This is a genomic window from Spirosoma flavum, assembly GCF_042686045.1.
Taxonomy (GTDB): domain Bacteria; phylum Bacteroidota; class Bacteroidia; order Cytophagales; family Spirosomataceae; genus Spirosoma; species Spirosoma flavum.
In genome coordinates, this window is the sequence record NZ_JBHUOM010000002.1 from 1,412,728 (window position 1) to 1,433,969 (window position 21,242).

Below are 21,242 nucleotides of genomic sequence, written 5' to 3' on the forward strand. Positions count from 1 at the left end.
AACCCGTGCATGGTATGACCGCTAAAAACAAAAAGAAGCCCCCTTCTTCACCGACTGATGGGGTCACACCCAAATATATAACCCGGTTCATTGAGTGGTTTGTCGCACCGCACCTACGGGAAGAAGTGTTGGGTGATTTACACGAACGCTATGCTCTACAAGCAGAACAGTGGGGAGAGACCAAAGCCCGTCGACGCTACTGGCGGGAGGTACTAGCCTATGTGCGGCCATCCATCATCAAACGTAAACATTCAGCATACCATAACCCAACAAATACAGACATGCTACGGAATTATTTAAAAATCGCTTGGCGCAATCTAATCAAGCAAAAGGGCTATTCGTTTATCAACATCGCGGGTTTGTCGGTTGGGATGGCAGTTGCCATGCTCATTGGCTTGTGGGTACATCACGAGTATTCGTATGACAAGTTTCTCCCAAACTATCAGCATCTATATCAGGTAAGACGAAATTTTAACAGCAATGGTGACACGCTCACCTTTACGTCGACATCGCTCAAGTTAGCTGATGCCCTGCGCAATCAGATACCCGAGATTGAACACGTCGCCGAAAGCGATCATATGGGATCTCATGGACTCAAGGTAGGCGACAAAAAAATTTACTTGAAGGGTGCCCAAATTGAGGGCGACTTTCTGCAAATGTTTCAATATCCATTGGTCAAAGGAGAGGCTAGTATAGCTCTGAAAGATCCCTATTCTATTGTACTGAGCGAATCGACCGCTAATGCGCTTTTTGGAAGCGAAAATCCAATGGGCAAGATTGTTCGGTTTGACAATCAGAACGACTTAAAAGTAACGGGCATTCTGAAAGATCTGCCTCCCAACTCTTCGTTTCAGTTCAACTACCTCGTCCCATTCAGTTATTATGAAGCAACAGAAAATGACGTACGAATGGCCCGTAGCGGTGGCTTTGGCGAGAACTCGTATCAAATCTTCGTCAAACTCAAACCCAGCGTATCATACGCGCAGGTAGCCAATAAAATCGCACTAATTGAACATACGGAGAGAAATAATATCAATGCTATGAATTCGGTGGTTATCCTACAACCTCTGCAAAACTGGCATCTGTACTCAACTTATCAGAACGGGAAAGAAGTAGGTGGATTCATTGAGTACGTACGCATGTTTAGCATCATTGGCATTCTGGTTGTTCTGATTGCCTGTATCAACTTTGTAAATCTGACCACTGCACGTTCCGCCAAGCGAGCTAAAGAAGTAGGCATCAGAAAGTCGATTGGCTCGCAACGGCAGCAACTCATCGGTCAATTTCTGACGGAATCTTTCCTGCTTACGTTAGTGGCCTTCCTGTTCTCATTGCTCTTTGTACAATGTCTGTTGCCAGCATTCAATGCACTGATCGACAATCAACTAGCTATCCCTTACGCAAACACCGGGTTCTGGTTGGCGATACTAAGCTGCCTCTTGATCACAGCTCTGCTGGCCGGTAGTTTACCCGCCTTCTATCTGTCATCCTTTCAACCCGTAAAGGTTCTGAAAGGCACGATGCAAGTTGGGAAAGCCGCTGCCTGGCCTCGCAAAGCATTAGTTGTCGCGCAGTTTAGTTGCTCCATTGCCTTGATTCTGAGCGCCATCATCGTTTTTAAACAAATTCGACACGCGAAGAACAGGCCGACTGGGTATGATGTTAACCGGCTGCTAATGACTAACATGAATAGTGAGTTAGGCCAGAATTTTACCATTTTAAAAGACGAGTTAGTCAAAAACGGGATTGCTGAAAATGTGTCGCAGTCATCGAGTCCGGCTACTGAAATCTGGTGGCACTCAGATTTAGACAAATGGCCCGGCAAAAATGCGGGTGAAACGGTGGAAATGGGGATCATACGGGTAGCCAACGACTACTTTAAAACGGTAGGTATGACATTGGCACAGGGTCGGGATTTTAGAAGTGAAAACGATACAACCAGCGTTATCTTCAATGAAGCGGCCATAAAGCGGTTTCGATTGCTAAACCCCGTTGATCAGATTATCACCTGGCAAGGTAGACAGTTAAAAATCGTCGGTATAGCAAAAGACGCCTTAATGGAATCACCCTTTACCAAAGCCGACCCGACGATGTTTGTCTGTACGCCTGGCCCGCTCAACGTTCTTTTATACCGGATCTCGCCCCGGCTGGCAACTCAGGATGCCCTCACTCAGATGACGGCTTCGTTTAATAAACACAACCCGTCTTATGCCTATAGTTATCAATTCGCCGATGTGAGCTATGCCGCTAAATTTAAACTGGAATCGCTAATTGGTAAACTGGCCGGCATTTTCGCTGGTCTGGCCATTTTTATTTCTTGCCTGGGTTTGTTTGGTTTGGCTTCGTTCATGGCCGAACGACGCACGAAAGAGATCGGCGTTCGCAAAGTACTCGGAGCATCGATACTTAATGTTTGGGGACTGCTGTCCAAAGAATTTATCTATCTGGTTGGTATTTCCTTTATCATAGCCACACCCATAGCGTACTACCTTCTCTCAAACTGGTTGCAGAAGTACGAATACCGAACGGAGCTGTCCTGGTGGATATTTGCCCTGACAGGCTTGGGCGCTATGGCCGTTACATTGCTTACCGTCAGTTTCCAAAGCATCAAAGCGGCTTTATTGGACCCGGTGAAGAGTTTGAAAATTGAGTGAGAATCAAAGGTGAGTTGTGAATTACCTACCCTCCAATTTGCGTCGGCCACTCATTCATAATTTATCACTCATCATTCCTAATTATGACTCCACCTCGCTTAGCTGACCGCCTGCTCAACTGGTTTGTCGCACCGCACCTGCGGGAAGAAGTGCTGGGCGACTTGCACGAACGCTACACGCTGCGGGTGCAACAGTGGGGCGCAGCCAAAGCCCGACGGCGGTACTGGCGGGAGGTGCTGGCCTATATGCGGCCTTCCAATATCAAACGACACCCATCAGACTATTCTAACCCAGCAAATACAGACATGCTACGAAACTACCTCAAAATCGCTTTTCGAAATCTGGTTAAAAACAAGGTGTATTCGTTCATCAATATTTTTGGTTTGGCAACGGGTATGGCGGTAGCCATGCTTATTGGCTTATGGATTTATGACGAACTGGCCTACAATAAATCCTTTCAGAATTACGGCCAGATTGCTCGGGTCATGCAGCATCTGACATATAATGGGCAGATCGGCACGCAATCGAATTTGCCGTATCCTATGGGAGATGTACTGCGAACAACGTATAACGGAGATTTCAAGCGTGTTGTAATGGCCTCAAATACCGATAGCCATCTCTTGACTGTTGGTGATGAAAAATTCAATAAAATCGGGAATTTCATGGAGCCTGAGGCCCCTGAACTTTTGAGTCTACAGATGCTGAAAGGAACCCGTGCCGGTTTAACGGAGCCTGGCTCCATTCTTCTTTCTGAATCGGTGGCGCAGGCTTACTTCGGCGATGACGACCCGGTGGGCAAGCTTATGAAGATTGATAATAAGCTGGATGTGAAAGTAACGGGTGTCTACGAAGATTTTCCGCGTAATTCAGAGTTCAGGGATGTATCATTTATTGCACCCTGGAAACTCTATCTCAGCAATGAAAAATGGGTTACAGGGATGGCCGATGCCTGGGGTTGGAATGCCTGGTACACCTATGTTCAACTAGCTGATCACGCCGATATTGACAAGATATCCGCCAAAATTAAGGATGTTAAACTGACCCGAGTAAGTAAAGACGATGCCCACTACAAGCCCGTTGTTTTCCTGGAGCCGATGCATAACTGGCATTTGTATTCGGAATTTAAAAACGGCGTTCGGTCCGGTGGGCTTATTGAATATGTCTGGCTATTTGGCACTATCGGACTGTTTGTATTACTGCTTGCCTGTATAAATTTCATGAATTTGAGCACGGCACGTAGTGAAAAACGAGCTAAAGAAGTTGGCATTCGAAAAGCCGTTGGGTCAGTACGTAGTCAGTTGGTTAGCCAGTTCTTCAGCGAGTCATTATTGGTTGTGGCTTTTGCCTTTGTCTTAGCGCTGGTACTGGTGAAACTTATTCTGCCATCCTTTAATGGAGTGGCCGACAAGAAGTTGGTAATTTTGTGGTCAATGCCCTGGTTCTGGCTGCTGGGAATTGGATTTAGTTTGTTGACTGGCCTGATTGCGGGCAGTTACCCTGCCTTTTATCTGTCGTCGTTTCAGCCCGTCAAAGTCCTAAAAGGTACGTTCAAAATGGGGCGTTTGGCGGCTATTCCCCGTAGAGTTCTGGTTGTGGTTCAGTTCACAGTTTCTGTTACGTTGATTATTGGCACCATTATCGTTTTTCGCCAGATTCAATTTGCAAAAAACCGTCCCGTAGGCTACAACCGCAATGGATTAATAATGATACAAACTACTAACGGCGAAATTCATTCCCATTTTGATGCTGTTCGGAATGACTTAAAAAATTCAGGTGATGTGGAAGAGGTCGCCGAATCAGGAAGTCCAGTCACGGATATCTGGTCAACAAACGGAAATATTGACTGGAAAGGCAAAGACCCGAGTTTAGCCGCCGATTTCCCGAACACGGGTATATCCTATGAATACGGTAAAACGGTGGGCTGGCAATTCACGCAGGGTCGGGATTTTTCCAGAGAATTTACGGCTGACTCGTCCAGTTTTGTCATCAACGAAGCTGCCGTAAAATTTATGGGTTTGAAAAATCCAGTGGGCGAAATTATTAAATGGGGCGGCCACCCGCTTAAAGTCATTGGTGTTATCAAGAATATGATCGTCGATTCGCCCTATCAACCCGTTCGTCCGTCTCTATTTCATCTGTCGGGGAGTAGCAATTTTGTCATCATTAAGCTAAACCCAGTCAAAAGCACCAGCGAAGCTCTGGTTAAAATCGAAACAGTGTTCAAAAAATATAATCCTGCCGCCCCATTTGATTACAAATTTGTAGATGATGAATATGCCAAAAAGTTCGGTGATGAAGAGCGCATCGGTAAACTGGCTACCTTTTTTGCTGTGCTGGCTATTTTCATTTCCTGTCTGGGCCTGTTCGGGTTAGCTTCGTTCATGGCCGAGCAACGCACTAAAGAAATCGGGGTTCGCAAAGTGCTGGGTGCATCGGTGCTTAACCTGTGGGGATTGCTTTCCAAAGACTTTGTGATGCTGGTCGTTATTGGCTTTAGTGTGGCTACCCCAATCGCTTATTATGCCCTCTCCGATTGGCTCCAACGGTATTCGTACCGTACTGAGATTTCGTGGTGGATTTTTGCCGCATCAGGTCTAGGAGCGTTACTGATTACGTTACTGACGGTAAGTTTTCAGAGTATTAAAGCCGCGTTGATGAATCCTGTCAAAAGCCTGCGGAGCGAGTAATATTTTTTCCTGCTATCAATCATAAAAGCATACGGTTGTAAAATCGTATGCTTTTATGATTACGGTTTAATTATCAGACCAGTTTGGTCTGCAATTATTCCCTGAAGACCCCAACCGCCGAAGTTTTCGGAGATGGCAATCCAGAGTTCGTTTGGCCCTTTTTTCAAGTCGAGATAAACCTCGTCAAAATAGCCCATTGTGCCCAGAAATCGGTAATCACGGGAGCCAAATTCATCCTGACCAGCATACACTAAACGGCCGTTTACATAGACTTTGGCGCGGTCGCTGAAGCCTAGTTGCAACTTCTTTATTTGTTGTTTATCTGAAACAACCGTTAGTTTCGTAAAAACAGTATTGCTGTTTTTGCCTAGTTTACTAATTCTGGACAGATTGAGTTTACCCGAATTTTCGGCGGTTAAGTTGCTCCACGTTAATTGATTAGCCAATGTCTGCGGAATCGTATAACTAGGTGCCAGAAGCGTTTCGTCGAATGTTTTGGAAACCTGCCAGTTCAGTATCGTACCCGGCTGCGGAGCCGGTTCGGCTTTAAACTTACCTGCTATTGGTGGACGGTCGGCTTTGATGTACTGAAAATTGGCAAAATGCGTAATTATGGGCGAGTCGTTACTTAGGCTGATCTGTCCCGGTTTGTCATCTCGTTTAAGCTGATGAATCACTAAGGCTGGTTCGTTCGGATTGCCAATATACACTTCTGCCTGTGAGTCCCGAACGGCTATCTTAATGTGAACCCATTCGTTCAGCGAGTATGTAACGGCGGCAGAGTAACCATCGCCATAGTAGAGTTGCCAGGATTCCTGCCCACTGAAAACCGGCATATATTGGAGCGCATCGGGATTGCCGCGCTGATGTGGTCGCAGGTATACACTCTCAAAATTTGCCTTGTCCTGAACACGGAAACCAACACCTGGGAAATAGCGGCCCTGCGTGAGCATCATATCAAATTCAAGTACACCGTTTTTAAACGTACTGTCTTTCAGGTAGATCGAGCCTTCTGTCAGGCGAATGCCAGCCTTACCCTGAACTGTTTCCTGCGTAACCTTTCCCACAAATACCCAGTTTAATGAATCGAACGGAACAACGGTTTGGCCGGTGGAATAAAGGCTAAAAAGCAGCAAAAAAGTAAATAGCAGGAGTTTCATAACATACATCAATTGGAAGGTTGTAATTTTTTAAATAGTGTATCAAACCTTACCCAATAAATATGACAGTCTTTTTCATTGGTACCCTGCGTGTAAAACAAGTATTTGTTATCTGGAGTCACATATTGTCCCCAGCGATGTGCGATACCGTTATTTATTAATGGTCCTAGACTCTTGGGCGTTCCCCAGGTTTTATCGGGCTTTTTGAAACTAATGTATAGTTCGCATTCATAATCTTTAGTTTCCTTCGTACTTATGATAATATAGGATTCATCTTTTGCGATAAAAAAATCACCATCAAAACCCGCTGTATTTAATGGTCCTTCCAAGCTCTTGATGGCAGTATCTTTCCGGGAAATAGTTATTTCACAAAAATTATAGGTACTGAAGTCTTTTATATTGCCTTGCATACCATTACTGCCTACATACATTTTGCCGCTTCGGGTAGTCATAAAGTCGTAAACGCCATAATTTCTTCTGATATATTCTGCTGGTTTTGTCCATCCGTTTCTAGTTCGCTGAGATTGCCAAACTACACCGGGCACACCACCTCCAATAAAAAACAGGGTGTTGTCATCTGATGAAAAGCTGGGCGCATAAAATTCTTCATTCAAGACCGTGGGACCATTCCATTTTCCGTTTTTATAGGTAAAATACTTGATTTTTGATCCTTTTGAATCGAACCAATGCAGTGCGTAGCAATAATAAAATTCTTTTCCATCAGCAGAGAAAGCTACTCTATCCATAGCAATTCCCGTATCTGCGAGTAATCCAGGAGCGAATATTTTTGGACTATCAGAAGGAGGTTTTTGCCCGAGATAGGCATTGGATGTATTCCAGAAGTTTGTTTGCGCACCTACCGGAAAATTCAGGCATAACATAAAACAAAGCGTGATCAGTCCGATGAGTAAAGTCAATACTAAGGTTTTCATGAGCGAAGTAGTTTAGTTAACAAAAGGAGCGAGAGCTTCCCAAACAGCCGGGAAATTGCAGTAGAGTACCACATGGCCGCAACCCGGAATAATTGACAGGTTTCCATTTTGAAGTAAACGAGCCGTTTCGAGTACATTTTCGGTTTTGAAATAAGGGTCTTTATTGCCAGCCATCACCAAAACGGGACATTGAAACTGGTGAATGGCTTCGTCAGAAATGAAACTGGACTGGTTCCACAACGTATCGAGTTTATCCAGAAACTCTCTCCACCGCTTCGGTTCGGCCATGAGTTGTTTTCTGGATTTTACGAAATCGGGAGCCAGTTTGTCCAGCCGCTCGACCGTCATTTTGCCTTCTTCCTCATTACTGACTACACGATCTGTGGGACGGCGCGGAGCACCAATTGTTACCAGCTTTCGAACCAGTTCGGGATGCATGGCCGTAAGGTTATATCCTGTGATGCCACCATCGCTGAAGCCAATAACCAGAACGCTGTCGTTCGTTATACGCCTGATTACCTGATAGGCGTCATCGGCTAGTTGCTGGTACGAAAAAGACTTACTGCCAATCTCCGATTTGCCGTGCCCTCGGGTGCCTATCGCAATTACCTGATGAGTTTGAGCCAATTTTGGAATCAGGAATTCGTATTCATCAATGTAGCCAAACAACCCACCGTGCAGGAGTACAACGGGTTTGCCCTGCCCATATAGTTCGTAGTAGATTTTAGCATCGCCAACATTGTGTTGATGACCAGCCAGAGGATTGTTGCCGTAGGGGACATTGGTCTGTGCATGAACTGCGTTAGTGAATGTGAGGAGCCATAATGCAGTAGCCGTCAGCCATTTTTTCATAGTTTGTTTCTGTACATTTGGTTGAATAATCATGAACGGAAACAAACTTGCGAATCCCTTCACAAAAGGGCTATTCAACAGTGTTCAACTTCTGTTCAAGTTTATACAATTGCCTAAGTAGCTCACGGATAAGGGTATGATTACGCAACAGGAAGACAGGGAACTTGTCCGGTGTCGTCGGTTAATCGAGGAGAAAGTGGGTTGGGGGAGAAGTGACAATTGGTCTACGCAGGATTTCGAGCGGCTTGGCGAGCAAATTGCCGATCAAACAGGCGTCTCGTTGAGCGTAACGACCCTTAAGCGGGTTTGGGGGCGCGTACGCTACAATTCGGCACCCACGGCAACGACACTCAATGCGCTGGTTAAGTTTATAGGCTATACCAATTGGCCGCATTTTAAAGGTGTAACGCAGACTGGGGAGATGATTTCTGAACCCGCTGATGTCGTGTCAGTTGCGGTATCCGAGCCAGCTTCTCCCGTTCGCTCATCCGGTCGTAGCCGTTGGTGGATTGGCGCTGGGCTGCTGGTTGGTGTAACAACTGTTTGGCTGTTTTTTTTGAATTATTCCCCGCCAGAACCACTGTCTCCTAACGACTTTTCATTCAGTAGCCGACCCGTTACGAAAGGCATCCCGAACTCAGTCGTTTTTCACTACAATGCTATGGCCTCGCCGACCGATTCGGTGTTTATCCAGCAGTCATGGGACCCCAGCCGACGTCAACTGGTACCCAAAAACGGCCATGACTACACCTCGATTTATTATTATCCAGGGTACTTTAGGGCCAAGCTAGTAGTGGGCAGGCAGGTCATGCAGGAACATAACCTGATGATTCCGTCGGATGGCTGGCATGTGGCCGTTATACATGAACCCGTTCCGGTCTATTTTCAACCAAATGAGGTTATTCGCAACGGCGTTTTGAGCTTGTCTGTTGCAGCCATTGAGAAGCATAATATTGCGATGCAGCCCCATCCACCAATAGTTCGTTACCGATATGTACGGGAGTTGGACGGTCTTCGGGCTGATAATTTTACATTAGAGACCCGGTTGAAAAATGACTTTAAGCAAGGGTCGTCTGCCTGTCAGAATATGGTTGTTACTATTCTTTGTAAAAACGAAATGTTCTCCATTCCTCTGTCAGCTAAAGGCTGCGTGGCGAACCTGAATCTATATCTGGCGGGTCATTTTGCCAACGCCAAGAGTACCGATTTGTCGGCCTTTGGTGCTGATCTTTCGCAATGGGTAGACCTGCGATGTGACGTTCGGAACAAACACGTACGGCTATTCGTGGGCGGCAAAAAGGCGTATGAGGCCGTGGCTCCCAATTCTGTTAAGGATATTGTGGGCATCAGCTATGATTTTGAAGGTACCGGCTCGGTCGATTACGTTCGCTTTAGCCGACCTAATGGAATGACTGTTTTTGAGGATAATTTTAACTCATCAGAAATTGATTCTGCCCACTGACCCCACAACCAAGAACTTGACTCCACAACGACCTTATTTCGCGGGTTTGGCACTCATGTAAAACGTCAGGCTGCCGCCTTTTAGAATATCAGAATGAGTAATAACGGGCTTGGTCAAAAGCTTACCATTGAGTAGCACTTTTTGCACGTATACATTTTTGTCGCCCTGATTAATGGCTTCGATGGTAAAAGTCTTCCCATTTTCCAGATTCAAACGGGCATTTTTCACCGAAGGGCTACCCAGCGAGTAGTCTTCTGAACCGGGGGCTACGGGATAAAATCCCATGGATGAAAACATATACCAGGCACTCATCTGGCCGCAGTCGTCATTGCCGCCCAGCCCGTCTGGTGTGGGTTTGTACTGCATGTTGAGAATCATACGGACGCGCTCCTGCGTTTTCCAGGGCTGATCGGTCCAGTTATAGAGATACGCAATATGGTGAGCCGGTTCATTGCCGTGGATATACCCGCCAATGATTCCTTCCCGAGTGATGTCTTCCGTTTCGGCAAAAAATCTATCCGGCAAGTGCATTGAAAAGAGCGTATCGAGCCGCGCCGTAAACTTCTTTTGACCACCCATCTGCTGAATTAAAGCTGCCGGATTTTGGGGGACGAAAAAGCTGAAATTCCAGGAATTGCCTTCAATAAACCCCTGTCCATCTGTTTTGAGTACGTCAAATTCCTTCTTAAATGAGCCATCAGTCAACCGGGGCCGCATGAAACCAATGGAAGTATCGAAGACGTTTTGCCAGTTTTCCGCGCGTTTTAGATAGGTTGCGTACACATCCTGCCGATTTAGTTTCTTGGCCAGTTGAGCAATGCACCAGTCATCATAGGCGTACTCAAGCGTGTTGGATACCGAAGTTCCATTGCTGGCCGAAGGCACGTATCCTTTATCAATATAGTCGCCAATACCTTCGTAATTGCGGTGATTGGACGTGGCGATACAAGCGTCCAACGCTTTCTGCGCGTCACCTTTGAAGACACCTTTGATCACCGCATCGGCTACCACCGACACACTATGATACCCGCTCATACACCAATTCTCATTGGCATAATGCGACCAGACGGGCAGCATCTTCAAGGTGCTTTGGTCGTAGTGATTCATCATGGATTGCACCATGTCGCTATTACGCCCCGGCTGAATGAGGTTAAAAAACGGATGCAAAGCCCGGTACGTATCCCAAAGTGAAAATGTGGTGTAATTGGTGAATCCGGTAGCCTGATGAACACCCTGGTCTAAGCCTTTATACTGGCCGTTGGCATCCATGTACGTTGTTGGGTTGATAAACGAGTGGTAGAGTGCCGTATAGAAATTCACTTTATCCGTTTCAGACGCGTCAATCTGAATTTTATTTAACTCCCGATTCCAATCGCCCTGCGCTCTTGCTTTTGTCTGTTCAAAATTCCAGTGCGGGATTTCTGTTTGCATGTTGGCGAGGGCATTTTCCTGACTAACCGGCGACAGTGCCATCTTCAGTTTGACTTTCTCTCCGTTTTCCGTATCGAAATCAAAATACATCCGAATCTTCTTACCCGCTATTTCCGGGAAGTTCTTAGTCTGATCGAATTTGCGCCAGAAACCCTTGTACACCTGATTCTTATCCAGATTTTTCTGACCGTATGATTTGAATGGTTTGGAGAATGACAGCGCAAAATATACTGTTCGGGTGCGGGCCCAGCCGTTGGTTTGCCGATATCCCGTTATCAGCGTATCGTTAACGACGCGCACGTAGGTCCAGACAACTTTGTCTTCATAATTGTAAATCCCGTGAGTCAAATCCAGAATAATGTGCGACTGGTCGGATTTGGGAAAAGTATACTGGTGAAAACCTACCCGATTGGAAGCCGTCAACTCCGCTACAATTCCCTGATCATCAAGTTTGACTTTATAGTATCCGGCTTCGGCCACTTCATTGGCGTGCGAAAATGCCGAGCGGTAGCCGCTTTTGGGATTCGAAGCCACGCCCGGATTGAGTTGTAAATCTCCCTGCGTAGGCATAATCAGGAAATCACCCAAATCGGAATGGCCGGTACCGCTGAAATGCGTGTGGCTGAACCCAACAATCGTTTTGTCTTCGTGTTTGTAACCCGCGCAGTATTTATAGACATCGCCGTTATACTTGCCGTTGAGTTCGTAGGACAACGTATCTGTATCAGGACTTAACTGCACCGACCCGAACGGAACCGTAGCTCCCGGATAAGTATGTCCCATTTTTTCGGTGCCAATCAGTGGATGTACGTAGGGAGCAAGATTTTGTTGCGCATAGGAAATGTAAACGAGGAATTGAAAAAGGATGGTCAGGCTAACTTTCATATTTTTTGGAGATATAGCCATATGTAGTGGCTACGGACCAAAAAGATACGAAAAGCTTTCGTAAACGCATGAATGGTAGTCTTCGACAACGTTGATTTTCGTGGTGTCGGCGGCCCCGCCCGCGTGGTACTCTTTGTGATGGCAGATTCTTAAATCTGCTATGTGCGGTTTCTCAAAACCTCGATTAAGTCGGTTTTGAGAAACCGACATCACGAGTATCAATACCCCCTATCCCTGAAGGGGGCTTTGTTCACTCATATACTAAGTCCTCTTCAGGGATAGGGGGTATTGATACTCGTGCGAAACCGCAATTAACTGTGCGAAACCGCACAATTCCCTCATAAATTATTTTTATAATCTATTATAAATCAATGCAATATCTAGTGGCACGTTGTTTGGGTTTCTATCTGTGAAATATAACCCAAAAAGATGGACACCGAACTTGCCCCAGCGATAACCAACCGTGCTCGAAGTCGAAGATGGCTCATCGGAGTGATAGTCGTGATTGCGGTGGTGTTTGTGATCGTTTGGATGCGTGATGCGCTGAAAACCTCTGTCGAGGCAGACAAAATTCGTACGGCAACGGTAGAAATTGGTCCTGTTGAAAATTCGCTCAACGCCACGGGCGAGGTCATACCCGCCTATGAGCAGATTTATACCAGCCCCATTCGGGCCAGCATCCGGCGGGTGCTGCTTATGCCCGGCACATCGGTAAAACCCGGTCAGGCGATTATGGACCTCGATAAATCCCTGACTGAAATTGAACTTGAAAAACTGAATGATCAACTGGCGTTGAAACGCAATGGTATTGATCAGTTACGGATGAAACTGAATAAAAGCCTCTACGATGCCGAAGTGAATGATCAGATTAAGTTGCTGAACATCAATCGGCTTCAGGCCGAACTGGAAGGTTCACGGCGTTTGCAGAAAGTAGGAGGGAGTACCGCCGAAGACGTTACCCGCGCTGAAAACGCCTTACGTATCGCCGAACTGGAGAAGAAACAGTTAGAAAATGACCTTGCCTATAACCGCCAATCCATGAGTGCCAGTCTGCGCGAAACGACCCTGCAAGCTCAGATTGAAGAGAAAAATTTAAAAGAACTGACCTATAAAATTAAGCAGGCCGACATTGTAGCCGACCGACCGGGCGTTTTGACGTGGGTAAATGAAAACATTGGTTCGTCTGTTAACGAGGGAGAAATGCTGGCTAAACTGGCTGATTTGGCTAGTTTTCGAATCGAAGGGTCGTGTTCTGATGTCTACGCCGAACAGGTTAAAGTAGGATTGCCCGTTATCGTAAAGGTGAATGAAAGCAGTCTACGTGGGCTAATTACCCAAGTGAAACCGGCGGTTAAGAATGGGATTGTGCAGTTCGTCATTCAATTGGACAACAGCCACCATGCGTCGCTACGGCCGAATATGAAAGTGGAGGTATTCGTCGTCACCGACCGGGTAGCGAAGGCCGTTCGGGTAACAAACGGCCCCGCCTTTAAAGGGAAACGAACGCAGTTTGTGTATGTATTGCCCAAAGGAAGCAACGTAGCGCATCGTCGGGAAGTAGCGATTGGCTTGTCGAACTTCGATTTCGTGGAGATAAAAAGCGGGCTTCAGGCGGGCGAGCAAATTATTCTGACCGATCTGAGCCAGTATGAAAATCTGGAGGAAATCACCATTGAGCCGAACCGCTAAATCCAGACCGCTATGAACCGCTATTTTCTGCTCATTTTCAGTCTATTGGTCAGTATCCGTCAACTATCGGCGCAGGCGCAAACCACCACCTTAAACGAGGTTTTGCAACTGGCGCAGTTGCAGTCGGTAGCGTCGAAACAGGCCAATACACAACAACGCACCAATGTCTGGTCATACCGTTCGTTTCAGGCCCAGTTTAAACCTCAGCTTAGTTTGGATGGGTCATTACCCAATTTTACCCGTTCGTATGTGCAGGTGACGCAACCCGATGGTAACATCCGATTTGAGCCGGTATCCTACAATAATTCAATTCTAAATTTGTCACTGAGTCAGACGATTGCTCCAACGGGAGGGACCGTTTTTATCCAAAAACAACTCCAGCGATTCGATAATTTTATCCAGGGCAGTACACTCTATAATGGCATTCCGTTCGGCATTGGCCTATCTCAACCGTTATTCCAGTTTAATCAAATGCGGTGGGATCGAAAAATTCAGCCGCTATTGTTTAGCGAGGGTAACCAGCAACTTATCGAATCGCTCGAACAGGTTTCATTAACCGCGACTAACTTATATTTCGATTTGTTGGTGGCACAGGTAAATCTGCAAATTGCCGAAACCAACCGCGCTAATAATGATACGCTCTACCAAATTGCTCTACATAAACTGGAAATGGGCAAGATTTCGCAGAATGACCTTTTACAACTGCAACTGAGCGTATTAAATGCCGAAAAAGACTTAGCATCGGCCCGGCAAACAGCCGCTGTCGCTTCGCTAAAATTGAAAACATTCGTAGGCTATCGCAACGACAGTAACGATCAGGTGGGCACCGGCCAATCGCGCTCGCTTGAGTTGGCTATTCCCAATCAGATTCCTGACCTGACGGTCGATGTGAAGCGGGCACTTGGCGAAGCCGTAGCAAATCGAGCGGGGGCAATTGGTTTCCGGCGTCGACTCTTGGAAGCGGAACGGGATTTAGAAAAAGCGCGCAAAAATAACGGTCTAAATGCGACACTAACAGCGGGATATGGCTTGTCAAACCAAGGGCCAAACCTCATTGATGTGTACATACGTCCGCAGAATCGCGAATACGTCTCCCTTCAATTTACATTGCCCATTATGACCTGGGGCCGGGCGCAGGCACTTGTCGAAACGGCCAGAGCCAACCGGGAATTGGCACAGCAAACGGTGGAGCAGGACAAGCTGACGTTTGAACAGGAAATTTTTACGCAGGTAACACTACTGCACATGTTAAACCAGCAAGTAACGCTTACCGCTAAAGCCGACCAGATTGGGCAAAAGCGGTACCAGATTGCGCAGGATCGCTTTAAGCTGAGTGATCTCAGCGTGACGGATTTAGGTATTGCTACGCAGGAAAAAGACCGCGCCCGACGCGACGCGATTCTAGCCCTGCGCGATTATTGGCAGGCTTTCTATACGCTTCGACTGCTGACATTATATGATTTTGAAACGAACCAGAAAATAAAGTACTAACCATGATCTCACTCCAAAACATCGAAAAAGTGTACCGAACCAGCACCATCGAAACGCTGGCGCTGAACAATATCAACCTGGACATCAGGAAAGGCGAGTTCGTCTCTATTATGGGACCGTCGGGTTGCGGAAAGAGCACGTTGCTCAACGTAATGGGTCTGCTCGACGAACCATCGAAAGGGACGGTGAAACTGGATGGACAACCCGTAACACAATACCGCGATAAGGAATTGGCCCAACTTCGTAACCAGAAAATTGGCTTCATTTTTCAAAGTTTCCACCTGATCAACGACCTGACCGTGCTCGATAACGTCGAGATTCCCTTACTCTATCGTTCACAAAATGGCAAACCCCGGCAGGAGTACGCTAAAGAAGCACTGGCAAAAGTTGGCCTGAGTAACCGTATGAAGCACTTCCCGAAGCAGCTATCGGGTGGCCAAAAGCAGCGTGTCGCCATTGCCCGCGCCATTGTTGGGAACCCCGATATTATTCTGGCCGATGAACCAACCGGCAACCTCGACAGTGCGATGGGTAACGAAATTATGAATATCCTGCAACAACTCAACGACGGCGGGGCCACCATCGTGATGGTTACCCACGACGAGCAAATGGCCAAACGCACTCACCGACTCATCCGCCTTTTCGACGGCTCGCAAGTTTTATAACCACCACTATACCATGCTCCTTAACTACATAAAAATTGCCTGGAAAGTATTGCTGCGGCACCCGTTCTACACCTTCATCACGCTCTTCGGCATTAGCCTGACGCTGACGGTGTTAGTCGTTCTAACGTCATTTGTTGATCACCTCGTTGGCGCGCATTATCCAGAGACAAATCGTACTAGGTCGCTTTATATCGAACGGATAGTTCAAATGGATTCGAGCCGGTCATCGACCTCGTCAGGGCCTATGAGTTTCAAGTTCTTAATGGAGTATGCTAAAACGCTTAAAACACCGGAACGCGTATCAATTTATTCCTCGATGAGTAAGTCAAATGCCTACGTAGGGTCTCAAAAAATTAAGTTGGATATTAAGTTTACCGACGCTGATTTTTGGGAAGTAATGGCATTCGACTTTCTGGAAGGCAAGCCCTACAATCAACAAAACATAGCTAATGGTGATTTCGTAGCGGTCATTACGGATGGATTTAAAAAACAATATTTCGACAATTCGTCTGAATCGGCTGTTGGTAAAACTGTCGAAATTGAGAATATTACGTATAAAGTAATTGGTGTCGTAAAGGGTAGCCCAATTACGCGTCTTTTTAGCTATGCTGATGTTTACTTTCCGTACACCGCTCCCAAAAGTAATTATCAGAATGCCGGCTTGCGGGGCGATTATGAAGCTGTACTATTAGCCAAAACCCCGGATGACTTGAACCTGGTTCGAACTGAATTTCAGGACCGTGTTAAGCGGATTCCGGTCCCCGGCGTTCAGGACGGATTTAAGTATGCCGTTGTAGAAATAAAAAGTGAACCGTTTGCCGCCTATTTTATTACCACAATTATGAGCGGTGGCCCCGGCCTAAAGACTATCTTTTTTGGCGTTATAGCGTTTGTTTTGCTCATGTTGTTAGGTCTTCCGGCCATCAATCTGGTGAATCTGAATGTCAGTCGTATTCTTGAAAGAGGATCAGAAATCGGTATTCGGAAAGCCTTTGGTGCACCTGTGCGCACACTTTTATGGCAGTTTATTGTGGAGAATATATTCATCACATTTATTGGTGGGGCGATAGCGTTGGTGCTAAGTTTTATCATCATTCAACTTATCAATAATAGTGGCTTAATTGCCTACGCAGACTTGACTATTAATGGTACTGTGTTAGCCGTCAGCCTGTTAATATGCCTGATTTTTGGGTTATTATCTGGTGTACTGCCCGCCTTACGTATGTCGAAACTGAGCATCGCTGATGCGCTAAAATCATAAACATCCATGATACGCCACCTCATTACACTAAGCTGGAATAAAAAGAAAACGCATTCGTTGCTGATCGTAGAGATTTGGGCTTCGTTTATGGTTCTCTTTGGATTGACCTCGTTGATTATTTTCAACGTCAGCAAATACGTCGAACCTTTAGGCTTTACCTACGAGAACGTGTGGGCTATAAATCTGGCCAATAATCAGGATACGACAGAAGTTGCTCAAAAAGTAAGGGCTATTTTTCAACGCCTGAAAGCGTACCCCGAAGTCGAATCGGTGTCGCGGATGAGTGATAATTCACCCTTTTCAAACTACCATAACGGCATGGGTGTATCCTATAACAAGACGGTGACGCAGATGTCGTTTTATGTAGCCGACGAGAACTTGGCTGAAACGCTGGCCATGCCGCTAACGTTGGGAACCTGGTATCGAGCCCCTGATAGTGTGGCTAAGTACCGGCCCGTGGTTATTAATCAGAAAGCCAGCGAAAGCCTGTTTAGCAACGCCAATCCAGTTGGCAAAACAATCAGCGATTACGAAGGGAAAAAAGAAATCTGGCGTGTAGCGGGCGTGATAAATACATTTAAAGGCAAGGGTGAATTCGCTAAAAACGAACCGGTTATGATTGAACTCCTCGACGAAAATGCCACCTGGAATAAGACCATGCTCATTCGCGTAAAACCCGGTACCGATGCGGTTTTTGAAGCCAAAATGGTGCATGATATTACGTCAATGGCAAAAGGCTGGAGCGTAGAGGTTGGCTCCCTGGTCGATTCGCGGAAAGCGCAGCATAACATCACTCTCGTGCCAGTTATTATTTTCCTCGTCATCAGTGGATTCCTCCTTATCAATGTAGCCCTGGGCCTGTTTGGCGTATTGAATCTGAGTATAGCCAAACGTCGCGGAGAAATCGGCTTGCGTCGGGCGTTGGGCGCCACCGGGAATGCTATTTCGGCGCAGTTCATTGGTGAAATATGGGTGTTGGCTACCTTCGCCTTAATTATTGGGTTGCTGTTTGCCGCGCAGTTTCCCTTATTAAATGTATTTGATTTACAGGCAGGAATTTACCTGACGGCCATCGCCATTTCGGCCTTGGTAATTTATGCCATCGTGACACTTTGTGCCTTATTCCCGAGTCGGCAGGCGGCAATGATTCAGCCCGCAACGGCTTTACATGAAGAGTAATGTACAATTGTACAACGGAATGGTAATCCGTTAAGCCGTCAGGCTAAGTATTTCTGCCTTCATTAGCCTAACGGCTCAACGGATTACCAATCCGTTGTACATAGTTTTGCACCCCATGATCCTCATTATCGACGACGATATAGCCATTCAGACCTCCCTTTCTTTACTTTTTAGGAAAGAGGGATTTGCTGTGCGCGTAGCCGACGGGCCGTTTGACACGGTTGAGGTGCTGGCGGAAGAAACACCGGAGTTGATTCTGCTGGATATGAATTTCTCGGTAGATACGTCTGGCGACGATGGCCTGCGCTTATTGCGTCGGATTAGGGAGCTGGTTCCCAATATGCCAGTCATCCTTATTACGGGCTGGGGGAGTATTGACCTTGCTGTAGAGGGTATGAAAGCCGGAGCTAAAGACTTCATTACCAAGCCCTGGCAGAATGACCACCTTGTGCAGTCGGTGCGAACAGCATTGAACCTGGCGCAAACGATACCGGCCTCCCTAAATCGTCGGAAACTCGACCAGCAGTTTCGGTTCGATAATATAGTTGGCGAAGATCCTAATCTGCTGGACATTTTGACGACCGTTGGGCGTGTGGCCCCAACTAACGCGCCAGTGCTCATTACGGGCGAAAGCGGTACGGGTAAGGAACTGATTGCCGAAGCTGTCCATCAAAATAGCCGACGTCAGCGCCAGCCGTTTGTGAAAGTTAATTTAGGCGGTATTTCATCGACATTATTCGAAAGTGAACTCTTTGGTCATGTGCGCGGGGCGTTTACCGATGCCAAAACCGACCGGGTAGGGCGGTTTGAACTGGCTAATAAGGGCTCTATTTTCTTAGACGAAATTGGCGACCTTGACCCCGGCAGTCAGGTCAAACTGTTACGCGTATTGCAGGACCGAACGTTTGAGCCGCTGGGTAGCAGCAAGTCCCGAACGGTAGATGTGCGGATTATCTGCGCCACGAACCGAAATCTGGAAGAAATGGTGAGTAAAGGCCAGTTCCGAGAAGACTTATTTTATCGTATCAACCTCATCTCGGTGCGGCTTCCTGCCCTGCGCGAACGTCCCGGCGACATTCCTTTGCTCGTTACGTATTTCGTCAACAACCTGAAAACCATCTACGGACGACCCGATTTGCGCGTGAGTCCATTGGCGTTGAAGTGGCTTAAAAATCTGCCGCTGCCCGGCAATATCCGGCAACTGAAAAACGGAGTAGAGCGTACCGTTCTCCTATCGTCGGGTGATGAGTTGCAGGCAGACGACTTCGAGCGAAATCTTACCCAACAGGCTAGCGCAACCGCTTTACACCGAAGCGCTGGTGATGCGGCATTCCAACCGTCCTTTCCTGCTGTTGGCAGCATGACGCTGGAAGAAATGGAATACCAGATGATTCAACGAGCCATGACGTTTCATCAAAACCGAGTAGCGAAAGTTGCGCGGGCATTGGGCATCACTCGTTTTGCACTCTACCGGCGATTGGAGAAATTTGGCATTTCCTACACAAACGAGGAATGAACGTACCCCTGCGCACGCGCTATCTGATTTATATTGCCGTCGTTCATCTTGTCCTGATAGCCCTAATCTGGTGGACGTTGCGAGACAAGAAAGAATGGTTTATCGCGTCGGAACTGCTTATTCTGTTGTCGATATACGTAGCGGTGCGTTTCTATCGGGCATTTCGGCAACCGTCGGAGTTCATTGCATCGGGTATTGAAGCCATTCAGGATAAGGACTTTACGGTCAAATTCGTGCCGACCGGGAATCGGGAAGTCGATGATCTAATCTCAGTTTATAACCTGATGATTGACCAACTCCGACAGGAGCGCACGCGGCAGGTTGAGCAGCAATTTTTCCTGAATAAACTCATCGATGCGGCTCCAATTGCTATTCTGATTTTTGACTTCGATGAGCGTATCGCATCGGTTAATCCGAGGGCGTGTCAACTGTTGGGCATGCAGCCCGACGAAATAGTTGCGAAACGGTTGCCTGAACTTGGGTATTCACTGCTGGCCCAGATTGCCGATTTAGCCGATGGCGAGTCCCGAACAATGAAACCTAATGGTATCGAAACCTACAGAGTACTGCGATCGAACTTCATGGATCGGGGATTCAGGCGGTCGTTTCTGATGATTGAAGAACTTACCCCGGAGATTTTAGCCACCGAAAAGAAAGCGTACAGCAAAGTTATTCGGATGATGGCCCATGAAGTCAATAATTCCATCGGTGCCGTCAATTCAATTCTCGACATTACACAAGCCTACGTGAGCGAGCCCGATGTACAACACGCCATTCGTGTAGCCATCGAGCGAAACGACCGCCTGAATCGCTTTATGCGCCGGTTTGCCGATGTTGTCCGCTTGCCGCATCCCCAAAAACGACCTGCCGATATGAGCAAACTAGTTCGCAACGTTGTGCAACTAATGCAGCCTCAAGCTATCGGCAGGGGTGTTTCGCTGCGTGGCGTGTCTACTGAAACGAGTGTACAACTGGTGGATATCGAGCAGATAGAGCAGGTGTTGATCAATGTCGTTAAAAACGCTCTGGAAGCCTGCGAAGTGGGACAACATGTCGAGGTTATTAGCACGGGTCGTTCTCTCCTTATTCGCGACAATGGCCAGGTTATACCCGCCAGTATCGCGACAAATCTGTTTAACCCCTTCTACAGTACCAAGCCTGAGGGGCAGGGTATTGGCTTGACCCTCACTCGTGAGATTCTCCTCAATCACAAGTTTCCGTTTTCGCTCAAAACCAATGAAGCCGGTTGGACAGAGTTTCTAATTGAGTTTGCCTAGACACCAGCATGAGGCTAGAGATGACAGACTAGCTCCGATAATGATAGCCGGTAATAACGCCCGTTCTGTAAGTCTTTCGAACGGGATGGCGATGCCGGAAT

At 46.9% G+C, this 21,242-nt stretch carries 14 protein-coding genes; 10 read left to right on the top strand and 4 right to left on the bottom strand.

Features of this window, described 5'->3' with window-relative positions; all coding sequences use genetic code 11:
* Window positions 1-14: 14 nt before the first annotated feature.
* Together ACFS25_RS11315 and ACFS25_RS11320 are read left to right on the top strand one after the other, a co-directional pair.
* Window positions 15-2,654: an ABC transporter permease gene (locus tag ACFS25_RS11315; protein WP_381500117.1), complete on the top strand. Its 2,640-nt coding sequence runs from the start codon at window positions 15-17 to the stop codon at window positions 2,652-2,654.
* An 83-nt stretch (window positions 2,655-2,737) separates the two neighbouring features.
* The gene (locus tag ACFS25_RS11320; protein WP_381500120.1) at window positions 2,738-5,341 is read left to right on the top strand and encodes an ABC transporter permease; all 2,604 of its coding nucleotides are present in this window, start codon (window positions 2,738-2,740) and stop codon (window positions 5,339-5,341) included.
* Between the two features lie 59 nt (window positions 5,342-5,400).
* Here the strand turns inward: ACFS25_RS11320 and ACFS25_RS11325 are convergent, their stop codons facing one another.
* The 3 genes from ACFS25_RS11325 to ACFS25_RS11335 are packed head-to-tail and all read right to left on the bottom strand — an operon-like array spanning window position 5,401 to window position 8,285.
* Window positions 5,401-6,501, bottom strand: a complete 1,101-nt coding sequence (locus ACFS25_RS11325) for a LamG domain-containing protein (protein ID WP_381500122.1) — start codon at window positions 6,499-6,501, stop codon at window positions 5,401-5,403.
* A gap of 8 nt (window positions 6,502-6,509) precedes the next feature.
* Entirely contained in the window at window positions 6,510-7,433 is a 924-nt protein-coding gene (locus ACFS25_RS11330; RefSeq protein WP_381500125.1) for a hypothetical protein, read from the bottom strand.
* A 12-nt stretch (window positions 7,434-7,445) separates the two neighbouring features.
* Window positions 7,446-8,285, bottom strand: a complete 840-nt coding sequence (locus tag ACFS25_RS11335; RefSeq protein WP_381500127.1) for an alpha/beta fold hydrolase — start codon at window positions 8,283-8,285, stop codon at window positions 7,446-7,448.
* A gap of 136 nt (window positions 8,286-8,421) precedes the next feature.
* On the opposite strand from ACFS25_RS11335, the gene ACFS25_RS11340 reads away from it, so the two are divergent.
* On the top strand, window positions 8,422-9,747 hold the full coding sequence (locus ACFS25_RS11340) for a hypothetical protein (RefSeq protein ID WP_381500130.1): 1,326 nt from the start codon (window positions 8,422-8,424) through the stop codon (window positions 9,745-9,747).
* Between the two features lie 33 nt (window positions 9,748-9,780).
* Here ACFS25_RS11340 and ACFS25_RS11345 read toward each other — a convergent pair whose 3' ends face one another.
* Complete coding sequence (locus ACFS25_RS11345; protein ID WP_381500877.1) at window positions 9,781-12,063, bottom strand: GH92 family glycosyl hydrolase; 2,283 nt, start codon at window positions 12,061-12,063, stop codon at window positions 9,781-9,783.
* A gap of 429 nt (window positions 12,064-12,492) precedes the next feature.
* Here ACFS25_RS11345 and ACFS25_RS11350 point away from each other — a divergent pair, with 429 nt between their 5' ends.
* From ACFS25_RS11350 to ACFS25_RS11380, 7 genes are all read left to right on the top strand, one after another.
* Window positions 12,493-13,752 (top strand): efflux RND transporter periplasmic adaptor subunit, encoded by a 1,260-nt coding sequence (locus ACFS25_RS11350; protein ID WP_381500134.1) that lies wholly within the window; start codon window positions 12,493-12,495, stop codon window positions 13,750-13,752.
* 12 nt (window positions 13,753-13,764) lie between these two features.
* Window positions 13,765-15,243, top strand: coding sequence for a TolC family protein (locus tag ACFS25_RS11355; RefSeq protein ID WP_381500136.1), 1,479 nt, complete (start codon window positions 13,765-13,767; stop codon window positions 15,241-15,243).
* Between the two features lie 2 nt (window positions 15,244-15,245).
* A complete protein-coding gene (locus ACFS25_RS11360; RefSeq protein ID WP_381500139.1) occupies window positions 15,246-15,908 on the top strand; it encodes an ABC transporter ATP-binding protein in 663 nt (220 codons plus the stop codon).
* A 13-nt stretch (window positions 15,909-15,921) separates the two neighbouring features.
* The gene (locus ACFS25_RS11365; RefSeq protein WP_381500142.1) at window positions 15,922-17,169 is read left to right on the top strand and encodes an ABC transporter permease; all 1,248 of its coding nucleotides are present in this window, start codon (window positions 15,922-15,924) and stop codon (window positions 17,167-17,169) included.
* A gap of 6 nt (window positions 17,170-17,175) precedes the next feature.
* Window positions 17,176-18,348 carry an ABC transporter permease gene (locus tag ACFS25_RS11370; RefSeq protein WP_381500145.1) on the top strand — a complete coding sequence of 391 codons (1,173 nt, stop codon included), beginning with the start codon at window positions 17,176-17,178 and terminating at the stop codon, window positions 18,346-18,348.
* 115 nt (window positions 18,349-18,463) lie between these two features.
* Complete coding sequence (locus ACFS25_RS11375; protein WP_381500147.1) at window positions 18,464-19,864, top strand: sigma-54-dependent transcriptional regulator; 1,401 nt, start codon at window positions 18,464-18,466, stop codon at window positions 19,862-19,864.
* The gene (locus tag ACFS25_RS11380; RefSeq protein ID WP_381500149.1) at window positions 19,861-21,141 is read left to right on the top strand and encodes a sensor histidine kinase; all 1,281 of its coding nucleotides are present in this window, start codon (window positions 19,861-19,863) and stop codon (window positions 21,139-21,141) included. The genes ACFS25_RS11375 and ACFS25_RS11380 overlap by 4 nt, the downstream gene beginning before the upstream one ends.
* The last annotated feature ends 101 nt before the right edge of the window (window positions 21,142-21,242 follow it).